The organism is Streptomyces sp. SLBN-118 (genome assembly GCF_006715635.1).
Classification (GTDB): domain Bacteria; phylum Actinomycetota; class Actinomycetes; order Streptomycetales; family Streptomycetaceae; genus Streptomyces.
The window spans coordinates 385382-400227 of sequence record NZ_VFNP01000001.1 but is presented as its reverse complement, the minus strand read 5'-3'; the positions used below and the strand labels follow the sequence as shown (position 1 = coordinate 400227).

12 protein-coding genes and 4 pseudogenes are annotated in these 14846 nt (G+C 70.1%); 5 read left to right on the top strand and 11 right to left on the bottom strand.

Annotated elements, in window-relative coordinates; genetic code table 11:
• The first annotated feature begins 9 nt into the window (after positions 1-9).
• On the top strand, positions 10-1374 hold the full coding sequence (locus FBY35_RS01980; protein ID WP_142212113.1) for a carotenoid oxygenase family protein: 1365 nt from the start codon (positions 10-12) through the stop codon (positions 1372-1374).
• Positions 1375-1651: 277 nt separating this feature from the next.
• On the opposite strand, the pseudogene FBY35_RS36830 reads toward FBY35_RS01980, so the two are convergent.
• The 3 genes and pseudogenes from FBY35_RS36830 to FBY35_RS01965 all read right to left on the bottom strand — a co-directional run.
• Positions 1652-1774, bottom strand: a pseudogene (locus FBY35_RS36830) (alpha/beta hydrolase); the annotation flags it as partial.
• Between the two features lie 19 nt (positions 1775-1793).
• Positions 1794-3365, bottom strand: a complete 1572-nt coding sequence (locus FBY35_RS01970) for a mucoidy inhibitor MuiA family protein (RefSeq protein ID WP_142212112.1) — start codon at positions 3363-3365, stop codon at positions 1794-1796.
• Positions 3366-3371: 6 nt separating this feature from the next.
• The gene (locus FBY35_RS01965) at positions 3372-5465 is read right to left on the bottom strand and encodes a DUF4139 domain-containing protein (protein ID WP_142212111.1); all 2094 of its coding nucleotides are present in this window, start codon (positions 5463-5465) and stop codon (positions 3372-3374) included.
• Positions 5466-5569: 104 nt separating this feature from the next.
• Between FBY35_RS01965 and FBY35_RS01960 the strand changes: the two genes are divergently transcribed.
• Positions 5570-5923 carry an MmcQ/YjbR family DNA-binding protein gene (locus FBY35_RS01960; RefSeq protein ID WP_142212110.1) on the top strand — a complete coding sequence of 118 codons (354 nt, stop codon included), beginning with the start codon at positions 5570-5572 and terminating at the stop codon, positions 5921-5923.
• 80 nt (positions 5924-6003) lie between these two features.
• Here the strand turns inward: FBY35_RS01960 and FBY35_RS01955 are convergent, their stop codons facing one another.
• Positions 6004-7221 (bottom strand): RNA-guided endonuclease TnpB family protein, encoded by a 1218-nt coding sequence (locus FBY35_RS01955; protein ID WP_142212109.1) that lies wholly within the window; start codon positions 7219-7221, stop codon positions 6004-6006.
• Positions 7222-7247: 26 nt separating this feature from the next.
• Here FBY35_RS01955 and tnpA point away from each other — a divergent pair.
• The 3 genes and pseudogenes from tnpA to FBY35_RS37910 all read left to right on the top strand — a co-directional run bounded on the left by tnpA (position 7248) and on the right by FBY35_RS37910 (position 8393).
• Positions 7248-7597, top strand: a pseudogene (gene tnpA / locus FBY35_RS01950) (IS200/IS605 family transposase).
• A 119-nt stretch (positions 7598-7716) separates the two neighbouring features.
• Positions 7717-8196 (top strand): DNA polymerase beta superfamily protein, encoded by a 480-nt coding sequence (locus FBY35_RS01945; RefSeq protein WP_399208205.1) that lies wholly within the window; start codon positions 7717-7719, stop codon positions 8194-8196.
• Positions 8148-8393: a hypothetical protein gene (locus tag FBY35_RS37910; RefSeq protein ID WP_399208406.1), complete on the top strand. Its 246-nt coding sequence runs from the start codon at positions 8148-8150 to the stop codon at positions 8391-8393. Before FBY35_RS01945 ends, FBY35_RS37910 begins: the two co-directional genes overlap by 49 nt.
• A 191-nt stretch (positions 8394-8584) precedes the next feature.
• Here FBY35_RS37910 and FBY35_RS01940 read toward each other — a convergent pair.
• From FBY35_RS01940 to FBY35_RS01910, 7 genes and pseudogenes are all read right to left on the bottom strand, one after another.
• Positions 8585-8965: pseudogene (locus tag FBY35_RS01940) on the bottom strand (ABC transporter permease); the annotation flags it as partial.
• Positions 8965-9572 (bottom strand): annotated as a pseudogene (locus tag FBY35_RS01935) (ABC transporter ATP-binding protein); the annotation flags it as partial. The pseudogenes FBY35_RS01935 and FBY35_RS01940, both read right to left, overlap by 1 nt.
• Before the next feature lie 43 nt (positions 9573-9615).
• Entirely contained in the window at positions 9616-10506 is an 891-nt protein-coding gene (locus FBY35_RS01930; protein ID WP_142212108.1) for a DUF4097 family beta strand repeat-containing protein, read from the bottom strand.
• A gap of 109 nt (positions 10507-10615) precedes the next feature.
• Positions 10616-11146, bottom strand: a complete 531-nt coding sequence (locus tag FBY35_RS01925) for a hypothetical protein (protein WP_142212107.1) — start codon at positions 11144-11146, stop codon at positions 10616-10618.
• Positions 11147-11418: 272 nt separating this feature from the next.
• The gene (locus FBY35_RS01920) at positions 11419-11958 is read right to left on the bottom strand and encodes a GNAT family N-acetyltransferase (RefSeq protein WP_142212106.1); all 540 of its coding nucleotides are present in this window, start codon (positions 11956-11958) and stop codon (positions 11419-11421) included.
• Positions 11959-12111: 153 nt separating this feature from the next.
• Positions 12112-12567: a VOC family protein gene (locus tag FBY35_RS01915; protein WP_142214843.1), complete on the bottom strand. Its 456-nt coding sequence runs from the start codon at positions 12565-12567 to the stop codon at positions 12112-12114.
• Positions 12568-12666: 99 nt separating this feature from the next.
• Positions 12667-14721 carry a response regulator transcription factor family protein gene (locus FBY35_RS01910; RefSeq protein WP_160159197.1) on the bottom strand — a complete coding sequence of 685 codons (2055 nt, stop codon included), beginning with the start codon at positions 14719-14721 and terminating at the stop codon, positions 12667-12669.
• Between the last annotated feature and the right edge of the window lie 125 nt (positions 14722-14846).

The window sequence follows — 14846 nt, the reverse complement described above, 5'->3', positions numbered from 1 at the left end:
ATTCATGCCATGACTGCTGCGAAGCCCTACCTGACCGGCCACTACACCCCCGTCGCCGACGAGGTCACCGCCACCGGACTCACCGTGGAGGGCACACTGCCCCAGGAGCTGGACGGCCGGCTGATCCGCAACGGCCACAACCCCAAGCCGGGCGTCACCCCGACCCACTGGTTCAAGGGCAGCGGCATGGTCCACGGCATCCGCCTCCGCGAGGGCCGCGCCGAGTGGTACCGCAACCGCTGGGTGCACACCCCCGCCCTCGACGGCGCGCCCTACATGACCGAGCGCGGCCCCGACCTGACCGCCAGCACCGCCGGCACCCACGTCATCGAGCACGCCGGACGGCTGCTCGCCCTGTGCGAGGCAAACGTCCCCTTCGAACTCACCCCGGACCTAAAGACCGTCGGCGCGTACGACTTCGACGGCAAGCTCCGCAGCGCGATGACCGCGCACCCCAAGGAGGACCCGGTCACCGGGGAGTTGCACTTCTTCGGCTCCTCGCCCTTCCCGTCGTTCCTGACGTACTACGTCGCCGACACCAAGGGCGCGATCGTCCACACCGCCGAGATCCCGGGAGCGACCGCCTCCCTCAAGCACGACTTCGCCCTGACCCGCCGCCATGTTGTCTTCATCGAGGGCAACGTCACCTTCGACCCGGCCGAGCACTCCGGCATCCCCTACGGCTGGAGCGACTCCCAGCCCGCCCGCATCGGCATCATGGCCCGCAGCACTGACAGCGCCCCGCCGGTCCGCTGGTTCTCCATCGAGCCCGGCAGCCTGCTGCACGTCGCCAACGCCTACGAGGACGGCCAGGGCCGGATCGTCCTGGAAGGCCCCACCGTGGACCGAGAGGGCTTCCAACTCTCCTGGAACTGGTGGGTCGGCGCCCCCGGGCGCGGCACCGAGCCCGCCGCCCGCTCCTACACCCGCCGCTGGGTGGTCGACATGGCGGCCGGTAGCGTCGACGAGCAGATCATCGACGACCTCACCGTGGAGTTCCCGACCCTCAACGAGGACTACCTGGGCTCCGAGAACCGCTACCAGTACGCCATCTCCTTCCCCGACGAGACGGGCTACGGCGGCTACGGCATCGTCAAGTACGACCGCACCACCGGCGCCCGCCGCATTCACCAGGTCGGCGACGCCCGCATGCCCAGCGAAGCCGTGTTCGTCCCCGCCGCCGGAGCCACCTGCGAGGACGACGGCTACCTCCTCAGCGTGGCCTCAGACCTCAAGCAGGACGCCTCCCAGCTCCTCGTCCTCGACGCCTCCAGCCTCGACCAGGTCGCCACCGTCCACCTGCCGCGACGGGTGACCGCCGGAATCCACGGCTCCTGGATCCCCGACACAGCCCTGGACGCCACCAAGGGCTGACCCGCAGCGAAGACGCACATCAGCTCCACCGGCGGCTTGTGACGCAAAGCTGACGTCCCCCGGAGCTCCAACGGGACCTGCCGAACCCACAAGCCGCCCGTGAGCCTCCAACTGCCGCCGACTCGTAAGGCGCACACCGGACAGTGCCACCCCACCAAGGCCACCGCCGGCCCCGTGCCCGCCGGCCTCGCACCGGGGCGCTGCCCGCTCCGGGCACCATCTGCACCGACTGAGAAGCATCGCCTTGCCGAAGGTGACCGCCATGGCGTGACGCGCCCATCAGGAACTCCATCGGGACGGTGATCCGTGCGGCGGCATCGGGAGAGGTCGCCGCCCCGTTCAGACCCAACACCGCCGCGCGGACCCGGGGTTCGGCGGCAATGAACGGAACGCCGAGTCCGTGCAGCGGACCATCGAGCTCAGAGCCCGGTGACTTTGGCGCTCGCCGACAGCTCGTAGACCAGGGTGACCGTGCAGCGCCCGCCGGGCGGGAGGGTGACGTCCCACCGGGCGATGCCTTCGGCGTCGAGCATGTCGGGTGCCGGGGAGCAGAGTTCCTTGCGAAGGCGTATTTCCACCGCCGAGACCTCGGAGACGGGGATCCGCTCCCGGAGGACGACGGCCCGTTCGCTGTTCTCCCCGGGGGCAGAGAACCGGGACAGGTGCAACCGGACCGTGCGGGTGACCACGGTCCGTTGGGTGATTCCGGCGGAGTCGCGGGACTCCTCGGCGTGCCGGACCACCCGGCAGTCGTCGCGGCTGCCGAAGGCGAGCTCAACGGGGGCGCCGGGGGCGGTGAAGTCCAGCGTGCCGCGGCCGGTGAATCCGCTGCCGCGGATCAGGTCCACGGGCCCGGCGAGCAGCGCATGGCCGGACAGGTTGTCGAACCGCACCACCTGGGTGACCAGCCCGGACAGCTCCGGTGAGCAGGCGTACTCACTGCTCGCGGCCGTGGTGAAGGCGGAGAGCGGCACCCGGTGGGCGCGGCCGTCGCTGGGCACGGAGACCGGCGCGGGGGAGTGCAGCACGCGGGCCTCGCCGCCGTCGTCCACCCCCGGCAGGCCGAGCACCGGGGCTGGGCCGAGGTCGCCGATCTCCTCCTCGCGCAGCTCGACGTCGACCGTGCGCCGCTCTGCGGCGGAGCGGTCCCTGAGCGTCAGCCGGTCCTCGCTCAGCCGAGGTGGGTCGGTGGCGAGCGCCGACCGGGCCGTCGACAAGGTCAGCCGTACGTCCGACCAGTCCTCGCCGGTGCGCTGCCAGACCATCGCGTCGGTCTCCAGCGAGAGGGAGTCCCCGTCGAGCACGGCCCGGTAGGCGGGCCGCCACATGGCACACGGGGTGAGGTGGCTCAGACGCAGCCCGGCCGGCCCGGCGGCCGCTGCCTCCACGGTCAGTTCGACATGGCCGACCAGCTCGGCGGGCTCCTGCTCGGAGTGGTCCAGGGCCTGCTGGGCCCGGCCGAATTCGTTCGCGAGGGTGGTCAGCCGGGCCTCCACCGTGCGCAGTTCCTCGCCGTACGACTCGCGCTCGGCGTCCACCCGGTCCAGTTCGCGGGCCCAGCGAGGCCGATCGGCTTCGCCGAAGCCGGTGCCTTCGCCGATCTCCCGCAGCAGATCGGCGGCGAGGCTGCCGAGGAGTTCCAGGCGGGCCCGGAGACGGTCGCGTCGTTGCCCCAGGGCGAGCCGCTCCTCTTCGAGGGCGTGCACGCGGTGGCGCAGCGCGGAGTCGTCGTCGGTGGGCGGCTGCGGCCCGCGCGGCATCCAGCTGCGGACAATGCGCAGGTCGAGCACGGTCGCCGGGTGATCCGCGGTCAGCTCGGCATGCAGGGTGCGGTCGACGGCCAGCGCACTGACCGGTCCGAGACACAGCCGCTGGACCCCGGCCTCCAGGTCGAGCACGGTGGCCCGCTCGATGTGCGCGCGGTCCTCCAGACAGGTGACGGCGGTGGCGGGGAGGGGGATCGCCTTCGGGGCTGTGGACGCTGTGGACATGGCGTGTCAGCTCCTCCGGTTGCCGCCGACCAGGCCCTTGCCGGCCGGGATGCGGATCTCGTAGCGGCCGTCGAGTGCGGCGCTGCCGCCGACGGGCAGGTCCACCCGCCAGATGCGGGTGCCCGGGGCATGGTGCTCGGGCCCCGCGCCATCCTCGGGTGCTGTCCAGTCCGCCCGTTCCTCGATCCGGACGTCCGGTTCGGAGGTGACCGGCACCCGCTCGTGGACCTCCACGGTGACGGGCCTCGCGAGCTGGTTGGCCAGCTCCACGTGAACGCGGTGGTCGAGCAGGGTGGTGTTGCTGCGCAGGCCCGATGTCGACTCGTTGAGGTTCGTACGGCGGGTGACCCGGATGCCCTCTGCCGGCCCGAGCCCCACCCGGCGGACACCGCCCGGGGCGAGCGTGGGAAGTGCGGCGGTCAGCAGGAAGTCGTCGTCGACGGTGATCTCCACCGGGCCGGCCAGCAGAGCCTGGTCGGTGGCGTTGGAGATCACCAGCGTCGCGTAGACGGTCTGCTCCACGGACGGCACGCAGAGGTACTCGGTGCGCAGACCGACCGGGATCTCGGCGACCGTGACGGTGTGCCAGGTGCCGTCCGACGGAATGTCGGCGCGGGCGGTGGCATCGAAGCGGTGGTCGAAGGAACCCGCCGACTCGCGCGGCCGCACCGCGTGGCCGGGCAGCGGCAGCGCGGCCACCGCTTCGGCGCGGCGGCGGTATTCGGCCGCCACCGGGTCGAAGGGAGAGTCGGGAAACAGCCGGCCTCTGCGACCGCCCTGCTCTTCAGGGCCGCACAGGACGAGGGCGGCGTAGTCGAGCTCGGCGCCGCTCGGCTGCGGCGGACCGGGCACCGGTGGCGGAGGCGGTGGCGGCGCAGCCAGGCCAGGAGCCGCAGGCGCCATGGGAGCGGGGGCCGCGAAAGACCTGCCGCGGCCGCCCGGTCCCGACCGGACCGGCTGCGCGAAGTCGGGCATCCCGCCGCCGAAGGCCTCCGGGGAGGCCCCGACTGCGCTGCCGGGCACTGGGAGCGCAGCGGGCGACCCGCCGGGGCTCTGCGGTGCCGGCGGCGGTGGCAGCGGTGGCGGAAGGGGGCCGGACGCGGAGCTGCCCGCGGCGGCCACGGCTATGGGCCCGGCCCCAACAGCCGCGGGTGCGGCGGTCGTGGCGGGGCGAGTGCCTGCCGCGTCGTACCCGGTGAACAGATCGGCGAGCCCCGCCGGGGGCTCGCGCCAACCAGTGGGCGTGGGGGCGGGCTGACGGCGTCCGATCCGGATGGAGCGGAGCCTCGGCAGCTCGGTGCGGCGCCGCAGGTCCGCGGTGGCCAGGGCGATACGCACGCCAGTCCAGTCCTCGCCCGTGCGCTGGGCGACCGAGGCGCGCAGCATCAGACGGCCGCTGCCGTCGCCCTGACGGTGGGTGAGACGGTAGGCCGGCAGCCAGACGGCACCCGGCACTCCGTACTCCAGCTCGAGCTCCACCTCGACGTCACCGGTGCCGGCGCCGTCGAGGGTCAGCAGGGCGGAGACCGTGGTCTCCACGTGCGCTGACGGTACGTCGGTCGAGGCGCGGGCGAGCCGGTCCGCGGCGACAGTGAACTCGTGCTCGACGCGGAGAAGCGCCTCCTCCAGCTCGACGAGGCGGGTGTGCAGCGCCGTCAGCCGCTCGTCGACGAAATCGGCGAGTTCCAGCCACGCGTCGACGGGGGTGCGGCGGTGCGGGTCATCGCACCTGCGGGCCGGCGGGACCGGGCGCAGAGCCCTGACCTCCTCGATCAGACTCAGCTGCCGGTCCCGGCGTTCCCGCGCCGCCCCGTACTCGTCACGCAGCAGCTCGACCTTGCGCTGCAACTCGTCGGGCGTACCGGCGCCGAGCGGCTCGGCCTCGACCTCCACCCGGGCCTCAGCGACCCGCGCCCCGGGGGCGCCCAGGACACGGGCCCGCAGTGAGCCCGGGTCCAGGGAGCGGGGCAGTCCCGTCACCCGCACCCGGCCGTCCGGCGGGACACTGCCGTGGGCCAGGCGGCGGCAGAGCGCGCCCTGCGCATACACCACGACCGAATCGAGGGCCGACCCCCACTGCTGTGCCGACTCAGCCGTCATGCGCTCCGCCCCCCGCCGCGTCCATGCTGGGGAAAGCCTACGCCCGAGCGGTCCGTGCATCCGCGTCGAGTCCCGATGTCAGTGACCTGTCGTACGGTCGGGGCATGTGCACGTCCGACGCAGTCCGTGAACTGGCCCTCTCCCTGCCCGGGACGACGGAGAAAGAGGCCTGGTCCATGCCCACTTTCCGGGTCGCCGGGAAGATGTTCCTGACCCTGCCCGACAGCGAGACGTCGATGGCCGTCCGCTGCCCGAAGGAGGAGCGCGACGAACTGGTCCTCGCCGAGCCCGAGAAGTTCTGGGTCGCGGACCACGAGGCGTCCTTCGCCTGGGTGCGGGTGCGCCTGAACGCCCTCGACGACGCGGATGAGCTCCGGGCGATCGTCGTCGACTCCTGGCGCCAGGCGGCTCCGCCCGCGCTGCTCAAGGCCCACCCGGACCTCGTGCCCCCGGCATAGACCGCCGAGCCCGGAGACCGAGCCCCGCCGAAAACCCGTGACATCGTGCGGGGCTGTTCCCTTGACTTCCGCTCCCCGCCCTAAGGGGCGGGGATTCCTACCATGGTCGTCTGACCGTCTCGGTGGGTTCCTGTTTCTTCGCGCTGTGCCGGGACGAGTCCCGGTCTTACCTGCGCTCCGCAGGCTGATACCGCCAGTCCGGCGGCTTTGGCGACGTTGACCGCTGCGTTGATGTCCCGATCAAGGACTGCCCCGCACGCCCCACACGTCCACGTCCGGACGTTGAGGGGCTTGGGGCCGTCCTTGACGCCGCACACGGAGCACACCTGAGAGGTGGGTTCGAAGCGGCCGATGCGGTGGAAGGTGCGCCCGTACCGGGCGGCCTTGTACTCCAGCATCGTGGTGAACGCCGACCATCCGGCGTCGTGCACGGACTTCGCCAGGCGGGTGCGGGCAAGTCCCTTGACCGCCAGGTCTTCCACTGCCACCGCTTGGTTCTCACGGATGATCTTCGTGGAGAGCTGGTGGTGGAACTCGCGCCGCGCATCGGCAGTCCGTGCGTGGGCGCGGGCAACCTTGACCCGGGCCTTCGCCCGGTTGTTGCTGCCCTTGGCCTTACGGGACAAGTCCCGCTGCGCCTTCTTCAGCTTCTTCTCAGCCCGGAGCAGGAAGCGCGGGCTGTCGATCTTCGTGCCGTCCGACAGGATCGCGAAGTGCGTCAGCCCCAGGTCGATGCCGACGACGGGCGTGGTCTCGGGCAGCGTCTCGTCCGTGCCGGTCTCCACTACGAACGAGGCGAAGTACCGGCCCGCCGCGTCCTTGACCACGGTCACCGTGGACGGCACAGACGGCAGGGCACGCGACCACCTGACGCGGACATCGCCGATCTTCGGCAACGACAGGTCGCCGCCTGCCGTGATCTTCCACCGGGCGTTGGCGGTGAAGCGGACCGTGTGCCGGTTGTCCTTACGGGACTTGAACCGGGGCACACCCATGCGCGGGCGCTTGCCCTTCAAGCTGTCGAAGAAGTTCCGGTACGCAGTGTCCAGATCGCGGAGTGACTGTTGCAGCACCACGGCGGAGACCTCACTGAGCCAGGCCCGCTCTTCGGTCTGCTTCGCCGCCGTGACCTGCTTCGACAGCTCGGCCGAGGTGACGAACGGCAGCCCCGCAGCGCGGGCGGTCTCACGAGCCCGCAGGGCATCGTTGTAGACCACCCGCGCACACCCGAACGCCCTGGCCAACGCACTGCGCTGCGGACCGTTCGGGTACAGGCGGAAGCTGTACCGGAGCTGCATGCCAACGATCGTACGGCAGTTGGTTTATGGCTGAGTATCAGAACATCCGCACAGGTAGACACGGCGCATTCGTCCTTCACGCCCACTTGGTTTTCGTGACGAAGTACCGGCACAAGGTCTTCAACGACCAGCACCTGACACGGCTCGACGAGATCACGCGCAGCGTCTGCCAGGACTTCGAGGTCGAGATGGTCGAGTTCAACGGCGAGAACAACCACGTCCACCTGTTGGGGAACTTCCCCCCGAAGGCAGCCCTGTCCAAACTGGTCAACAGCGGGCGCAGCGGCTGTGGTCCGGCTCGTACTTCGTCGGTTCCGTCGGCGGGGCGCCGTTGTCGATCCGCCAGTACATCGAGCACCAGAAACGTCCGCTGTGACCTGCGGGTCACAGCAGTCCTGAGAGTCGCTTCACCACCGCCCTAAAGGGCAGCGCACTGCGATTAGTCCCGGTAGCGTTCACTGCGACCGCACTCGTCCTGGCCGGAGACGCCGCACCATGAACATACTTCTTTCGGGGATAGTTGGCTCCACAGCCTACGGACTTGCCGGGCCGGGATCCGACGTCGACCGCCTCGGCCTCTTCGCCGTGGACACGGCCGCACTCCACGGCCTGCACCGCCCAACGGAATCCCACGTCACCACGGCACCGGACCGGACCCTGCACGAGGCGGCGAAGTGGTGCCGCCTCGCCCTGCGCGGGAACCCCACCGTCACGGAACTTGTCTGGCTCCCCGACGACCTCTACGAGGTTCGCACCCCCCTGGGTGACGAACTCATCGAGCTGCGAAGCTCGTTGTTCCCGCCAAGTGCGTCCGGGACGCCTACCTCGGCTACGCCACCCAGCAGTTCAAGCGGCTGTACGACCGGGGTGACGGTTCCGCCTCGGCAGACACCCGCAAGCGGACCGCAAAGCACGCCCGGCACCTCATGCGCCTGTGCCACCAGGGTTTCGAGTTGTACGCCACCGGCCGGCTGAACGTCCGTGTCGAGGACCCTGAGGCCTTCCATGCCTTCGGCGATCAGGTCGCGGCGGACACGATGGCGGCACTTCCCCTCCTGCAGCGGTTCGAGGAGCGCTTCGACGGGACGAGGAGCGTCCTGCCCAACCGGCCGGACGAGGCCCCCGTCGAGGCGTGGCTGCACCGTGTCCGCACCGCGCACTTCACACCCTGAGCGTCAGGGCCGCGCTGTAGCGGGGCGACGATCCGCCTGGCTCGGAACCGGCGGAGCGGCTTACGGTGGCGGCTCACTACCCGGGCGGTGGTGCCGGCGGCCGTCGGTTCGTACGGCATGAGGTACTCCCGCGGTCGTGGGGCAGGGTGTAGCTGGCGCCATTCGGCGAAGTGGTTTGAGAGCAGCGGTGGTTATCGCTTGGCGCCGGTTTTGAAGGTGCGGCGTGCCCACACGTAGCCGACCAGGGAGAGCGCGACGCACCAGGCGAGGCCGATGACTGCGCTGGAGCCGATCTCGGTTCCGAGCCACAGGCCGCGCAGGGTCTCGATGATCGGAGTGAAGGGCTGGTATTCGGCGAACCAGCGCAGGCCGGTGGGCATGGACTCCGTCGGCACGATGGCGCTGCCGACGAACGGGAGGAACGTCAGCGGCATCGGGATGTTGCTGGCGCTCTCCACGGTCTTGGCGACCAGGCCGATGCCTGCGGAGAGCCAGGTGAGGGCGAGGGTGAGCAGGGTGAGCAGGCCGATGGCGGCGACCCATTCGACGGGCGTTGCGTTGGGGCGGAAGCCATGGTCACGCCGTCGTCGGCGACGAGGCCCCGGATGATCTCCCACATGGTGCGCCGGCTGCGCGGGTCGAGTCCCGTGGTGGGCTCGTCCAGGAAGATGATCCGCGGGTCGCCGACGAGGGTCATCGCCAGGTCGAGCTTGCGCCGCATGCCGCCGGAGAAAGTGACGGCGGTCTTGCCCGCCACTTCGGACAGGTCGAAGCGGCGCAGGAGATCCTTGGCCCGGCGCTTGCCTCGCGACGGTCGAGGTGGTGCAGGTCCGCCATGAGGAGCAGGTTCTCCTCGGCGGTCAGCAGGTTGTCGACGGCCGAGAACTGGCCGGTGACGCCGATCGCGGAGCGCACCGCGTCGGCGGCCCGGGTCAGATGGCGGCCCGCGACCCAGGCCTCGCCCGCGTCGGCGTCGATGAGCGTTGAGAGGATTTCCACGGTGGTCGTCTTGCCGGCGCCGTTGGGCCCGAGCAGGGCGAACACGGTGCCTTCGGCGATGCTCAGGTCGATGCCGTCGAGCACGAGCTTGTCGACGTAGGACTTGCGCAGTCCGGTGGCGGCGATCGCCGGTGCAGGCGCTTTCGCGGCGGTTGGCGCGGACGTCTGGGTGGCAGTCATGCCACTTTCCTTTCGGGGGCGGGGAGTTGGGGGTGCGCGGTATTCACGCGCGGCGGACGATGATGTCGCCGGCCGCTGTCCGCGCGTGCACCTCGACGGTCTCGTCGCTGTCCGCGGGGCCGGCGGAGGAGCCGAGCGAGTTGCGCACCATGCCGAACTTGGTGTTCACGTCGAGCCAGGCGGCGGTGCCCTCGCGGATGCCAACTTCGAGGTCGCCGACCGAGGTGCGCAGGTCGATCCGGCCGCGGATGACGTCGCCGACGCGGATGCCGCCGGCGGCGCAAGAGGCGTCGACCCCGGCGTGGGCGACGCCGATCTCGACCCTGCCGTTGGCGGACTTGGCGCCGACGCTGCTGTGCGCGATGCCCACGGAGATGTCGCCGTTGGCCGCGTTGGTCTTCAGGTCGCCGGTGACCTCGCCGATTTCGGTCCCGCCGTTGGAATTCTTGACGGTCGCCGCGCCGTCGACGGTGCCGACCTCGACCCGGCCCGAGCCGATGACTTCGACGTCACCTGTCGAGCGGGCGAGGCGGATGTCGCCATGGTCGGTCCTCAGGTCGGCGCCTGCCGCCTCCTCGACCTGGAGGTCACCGAGGGAGCTCTTGAGCACGGCTTCGCCGAGGCGGCCTTCGCAGAAGAAGCCGCCCAGGCCGGTGGTGCCCCGGACATCGGATCCGGCGGGCAGTTCGACGATCACCTCGATGGCACCCGGCTTGCCGAACGGGGACCGCTTCTTGGGTGTCTTGACCGTCAGACGGCCGCCCGAGCAGGTGACCTGGGTCTGCTGCACAGCGCGTACGTCGTTGTCGTCGGAGCCGTTGCGGGGCAGGACCTCCACGACTGTGTCGGTGCGCTTGCCCGCAGTAATGCGAGCGGTGCCGGCGTCCAGCTCGAAGGTGGCGGAGATCGGTTCGGGGGTCTCGAATGCAGGCATGACTGTTCCGTCCTCTTGGCTTGGTTGGGTGATCCCGCTGGTGGGGCGGGTGATGAGTGACGTCGGCCGGATCGGCGATCCGCCCGGTGAAAGTAGGGGTGGGCCGGACCTAGCGGACCCAGCCGGTGAAGCCCCGGCTGCCCGAGTCCTTGCCGCGACCCGGCGGACTCACGCGCTCACCGCCGTCAAGGGCGGTGGAGACGGCCCGCACCAGCCAGGCGTTGACCGACAGGCCCTCCGCTGCCGCGGCGTTCTCGGCGCGGCCCTTGAGGTGGGCGGGGAGGCGGAAGTTGATCCGCGCCATGGCGCCGTCGTCGGCGTCCGCGGGCGGCGGTGGCGGCGAGGGTGCGGCGGGGGCCGTGACCGGCGCCTGCGTCTCGTGGAACGGCTCGGGTGCGGGCGGCGGTGTCACCACGAACTCGGGGTCGAGTCCGCGCAGCCGCACGTCGACCGAGCCGGGCGCCAGCTCCCGGGTGACCTCACCCATGGCTGCGGACAGCGCGTTGAGCAAGGTGAGCCGGGTGGCGGACTCCAGAGGAGCGGTGAGCCGCTCGGCGAGGGCGCGGGCTTCGTCACCGCCGGCGTCCGCCGCGACGGCGAGTTCTTGCCGGAGGTTGTCGACGTAGGGCGTGAGGTCCATGACGCCATCATGACACATTCATGGCGCCATGGCGAGCCACGTTGGCGCTTCTCTGGCGCGATGGCCTCTGGCCTGGGATTTCTTTGCCGTCGTGGTGTGGCGTGGTGCCGTTTTGTTGAGGGTGTGGCTTGCGGGTGGCGCCATGGTGGCACCACTTGGCGCCGGGCATGGCGTTGTGTCGAGTGGCAAGGTGGCGCCAATTGCTGGAGCTTGTTGATGCAGCGTTCGACGGTGTTGCGGGCGGGTACTGCCCGGGCGTTTCCGTCACGAACTCAAAGGGACGGCGTGACCGGGGACCACATGCCGAGCCACTGCTCGGCGGCCCATGCCTCGAACCGCTCTACCTCGGTGAACCCCAGCTTTGCCGCGAGGCGCATCGAGCGGACGTTGGCGGTCTGGGTGGTGAGCACCACCGGCTCGCCGGGAAGGACTCCGTGGAACCAGTCGAGTGCCGCCGCGCACGCCTCGGCGGCGTACCCGAATCCCCACGCCCGCGGCAAGAACAGGTAGCCGAGATCGGCCTTCCCTACGGCGGCCGGGCGACGGTGCCCGGTTGCTCTCCTGAGCAGGACCTGGCCGATCATCGCCCCGTCGAGATCAACGACGAAACTCCCGGGCCGTGGCTCGGGCACCTCAGGCGTCTCGCGTTCAAGCTCGTCACGCGGGCGGGGACCGCCGAGGTAGGTGTTCACCTCTGGCGAGGCGAGCAACTCGATGAACGCCGCTCGGTCCCGCGCCTCGGGCTCACGAAGCACGAGCCGCTCGGTCCTGATCGGCTCAGGCGACCAAGCCGCGAGTCCAAGATCTTCCATCCGCGCACGCTAACAGATGGTCAAACCAACCGAACGGGAAACGCTTGGCTGCCGGCCTGCGACGCCTAGGTCTAAACTGACGGACGCTACGAGGCGACTGCGCTGGTCGCGGCCGTGAACGGTTGGCTGTGACCAGCACAGTCGCAACGGCCCTCAGACGACGTCGAATTCGTTGCCCTCGGGGTCCTGCATGGCAGCGGCGTAGAGCCCCATGTCCGGCTCATCCTTAATCCGCAGCACGGTGGCACCGGCTTTGACCAGCCGTTCCACCGCAGCCTTGACCCGCTGTGTGCGGACGTCCGATGGGATGTCACGGCCCCCACCGACCTTCAGGTCGAAGGGCCACCGGTTCTTGGCGACCTTCGGCTCCGGAACTTGCTGGAACCACACCCTCGGCCCACGTCCCGCGGGATCGATGATCGACTCCGGAATATCCCCGGCACCGACTGGCAATTCTGCCTCGGGCACCCCCACCGCCGCCCAGTGAACACGCCACGTGGCGTGCCCGCTCGGCGGAGGCTGAGGCACGTAGCCCAGGGCCTCGGCCCAGAAAGTCACCATTCTCTGCGGATCGGAGCAGTCGATCGTCAGCTGCACTGTCATGTCCAGGCTCGGAGCATCCCAGGCAGCTCTGACAGACCCATCCACTTCGCAACAGGCCCTAACGGCACAACTGAACCAACGATCAAATGACCCGAACGAGACAGCCTAGTCCGCCACAGGTTGGTGTGACAGGCCCGCCGAGTAGGCGAGGATCGCCGCTTGGACCCGGTTGCTCAGGCGGAGCATCCGCAGGATCCGGCTGACCTGCGCCTTGACCTGAGATTCCGTCAGGCCACGGCATGCGCCGATCTCGGCATTGGACAAACCCTGGGCGATCAGGGCGAGGATCGTGCGCTGTTCCTCTGGGAGGGCACGCAAGCGGTCCTGCGCGCTGGGGGCCGGCGAGAGTTCGGGAGGGGTGAACCGCTGGATGAGCGAGCGGGTCATCGACGGGGAGATGATGGCGTCGCCGCCCGCGACCGTCTTGACGGCGTTCAGCAAGTCGTGCGGCGAGACGTCCTTGACCAGGAAGCCGTCGGCCCCGCCCTTGAGGGCCGCGAAGAGGTACTCGTCCTGAGCGTAGGACGTGAGCATGATCACGCGCGGCGGCTGTGGAAGGAGCACCAGTTCGCGCGCCGCGGCGAGTCCGTCCTTGACGGGCATGCGGATGTCTACGAGGGCGAGATCCGGGTGATGCCTGCAAGCAGTGTCGACGGCTTGTGAGCCGTCGGTGGCCTCGGCGACCACGGTGATCTCGTCATCCGATTCGAGCACGAGGCGGATGCCCTGTCGTACCAGTGCCTCGTCGTCCGCCAGCAGCACCCGGATCATCGACGTCCCCAGGGGGACAGGGCTCCGGGAGCCCCTCCGCAGCCCGCGGCATGCCAGTCGCGTCGGCATCGGCGGCGGCCTCGACCGGTATGCGGGTGACGAGCGTGAACCCGCCTTGCGGCGTCGCGGACGCTCGCACGGTTCCCCCCAACAGGTCCACCCTCTCGCGTATCCCGATGAGGCCGTGGCCCCCCCCAGTGTCGCCCCGGACACCGACTCGGCCGGCCGACCGTTGAGGACGCAGACGTCCAGGCTCTGGGCGGACACCGCTACCGATACGCGGACCTCGGCTCCGGGCGCGTGCCGGACCGCGTTCGCGATCCCCTCCTGGATCACGCGGTAGGCGGCCCGCTGCGCTGCCGCGCCGGCTCTCTGGGGTTCTCCGCTGACTTGACACGTAGCTAGTACGCCCGCGCGGCGTACTTCGTTCACCAAAGCCTGAACGTCCCGCTGCCATGCTTCGGTGCTGAGTACCTGCGAACCCGCTGGTCCCTCTGCCTGCCCGTCCACATCCTCGTACCTCAAGACGTCGAGCAGGTCGCGGAGTTCACCCATCGCGCGGCGCCCCAGATCGCCGAGAAGACGGGCGCTTCGGTGCGCCGGGGAATCCTTGGCCTCACTGATTTCCAGCGCTCCTGACTGGATGACCATGAGCCCCACATAGTGGGCGACCACGTCATGAATGTCCCGGGCGATCCGCGCACGCTCCTCCAGCCGGGCGTTCCGCGTGGCCAGGTCCTGCTCACGCTGGAGTTGTTCCGTCCTGCGATGCAGGCTGCGAATGAGCGCCCGATGCGTGCGAACCGTGGTGGCCGCCAGCGTCGGAGCGACGAGCATGGGAAGCAGGTAGCCCACCGCGGCCTCCTGAACGAACAACGGCACAGGAGGTCGTTCACCGGTGATCAGCAGAAAGTCCAGGACGGGCACCGCCGCCCCGGCAAGGCCAACCGCCACCGCCCAGCGGTTCCGCCCACGCACCACCAGGGTGTAGACAGCGACGGGAAAGGTGACTCCGGAACCTCCCAGCCACAGATCGGCGATGGAGGTCGCGGCCAGTACCAGCGGCAGCCGACGTCGGGTCAGCAGGGAGAGAGCGGCGAGGATCTCCGCAGCTGTGATCGCCACGAGGAGGGCACCGGAAGGAGCCCCGTTGGCGGGCGCCGAGGGCGCCATACGCCAGAGCGGCTGGAATATCAGTGCTTGCAGAAGGACGTAGGCGAGTGCGGCCACCGTGAGCGCGGCATCGATCACGATGGCCCGACTGATCGTCAGCCGCTTCCGGTTTCGGTGCGGCCGGTGCTTGGATCGCCTCGCCGGCGGTTTCTCTTTCGCCGGCAGCGGTTCGTCCTGCGCCGCGTACACCCGCATCCTCTTGATGCCGACTGCCATACTGCCCGTCCTCCCTGCCGACTTCTCGTCGCGCCGGAGCCCGAGGGTCGGACCCGTCCCGGTTCGCGGCCCGCTCGCCTCTCCCGGCGGTGGCGTGCCGCGACGAGTAAGTCCCATGGACCTCC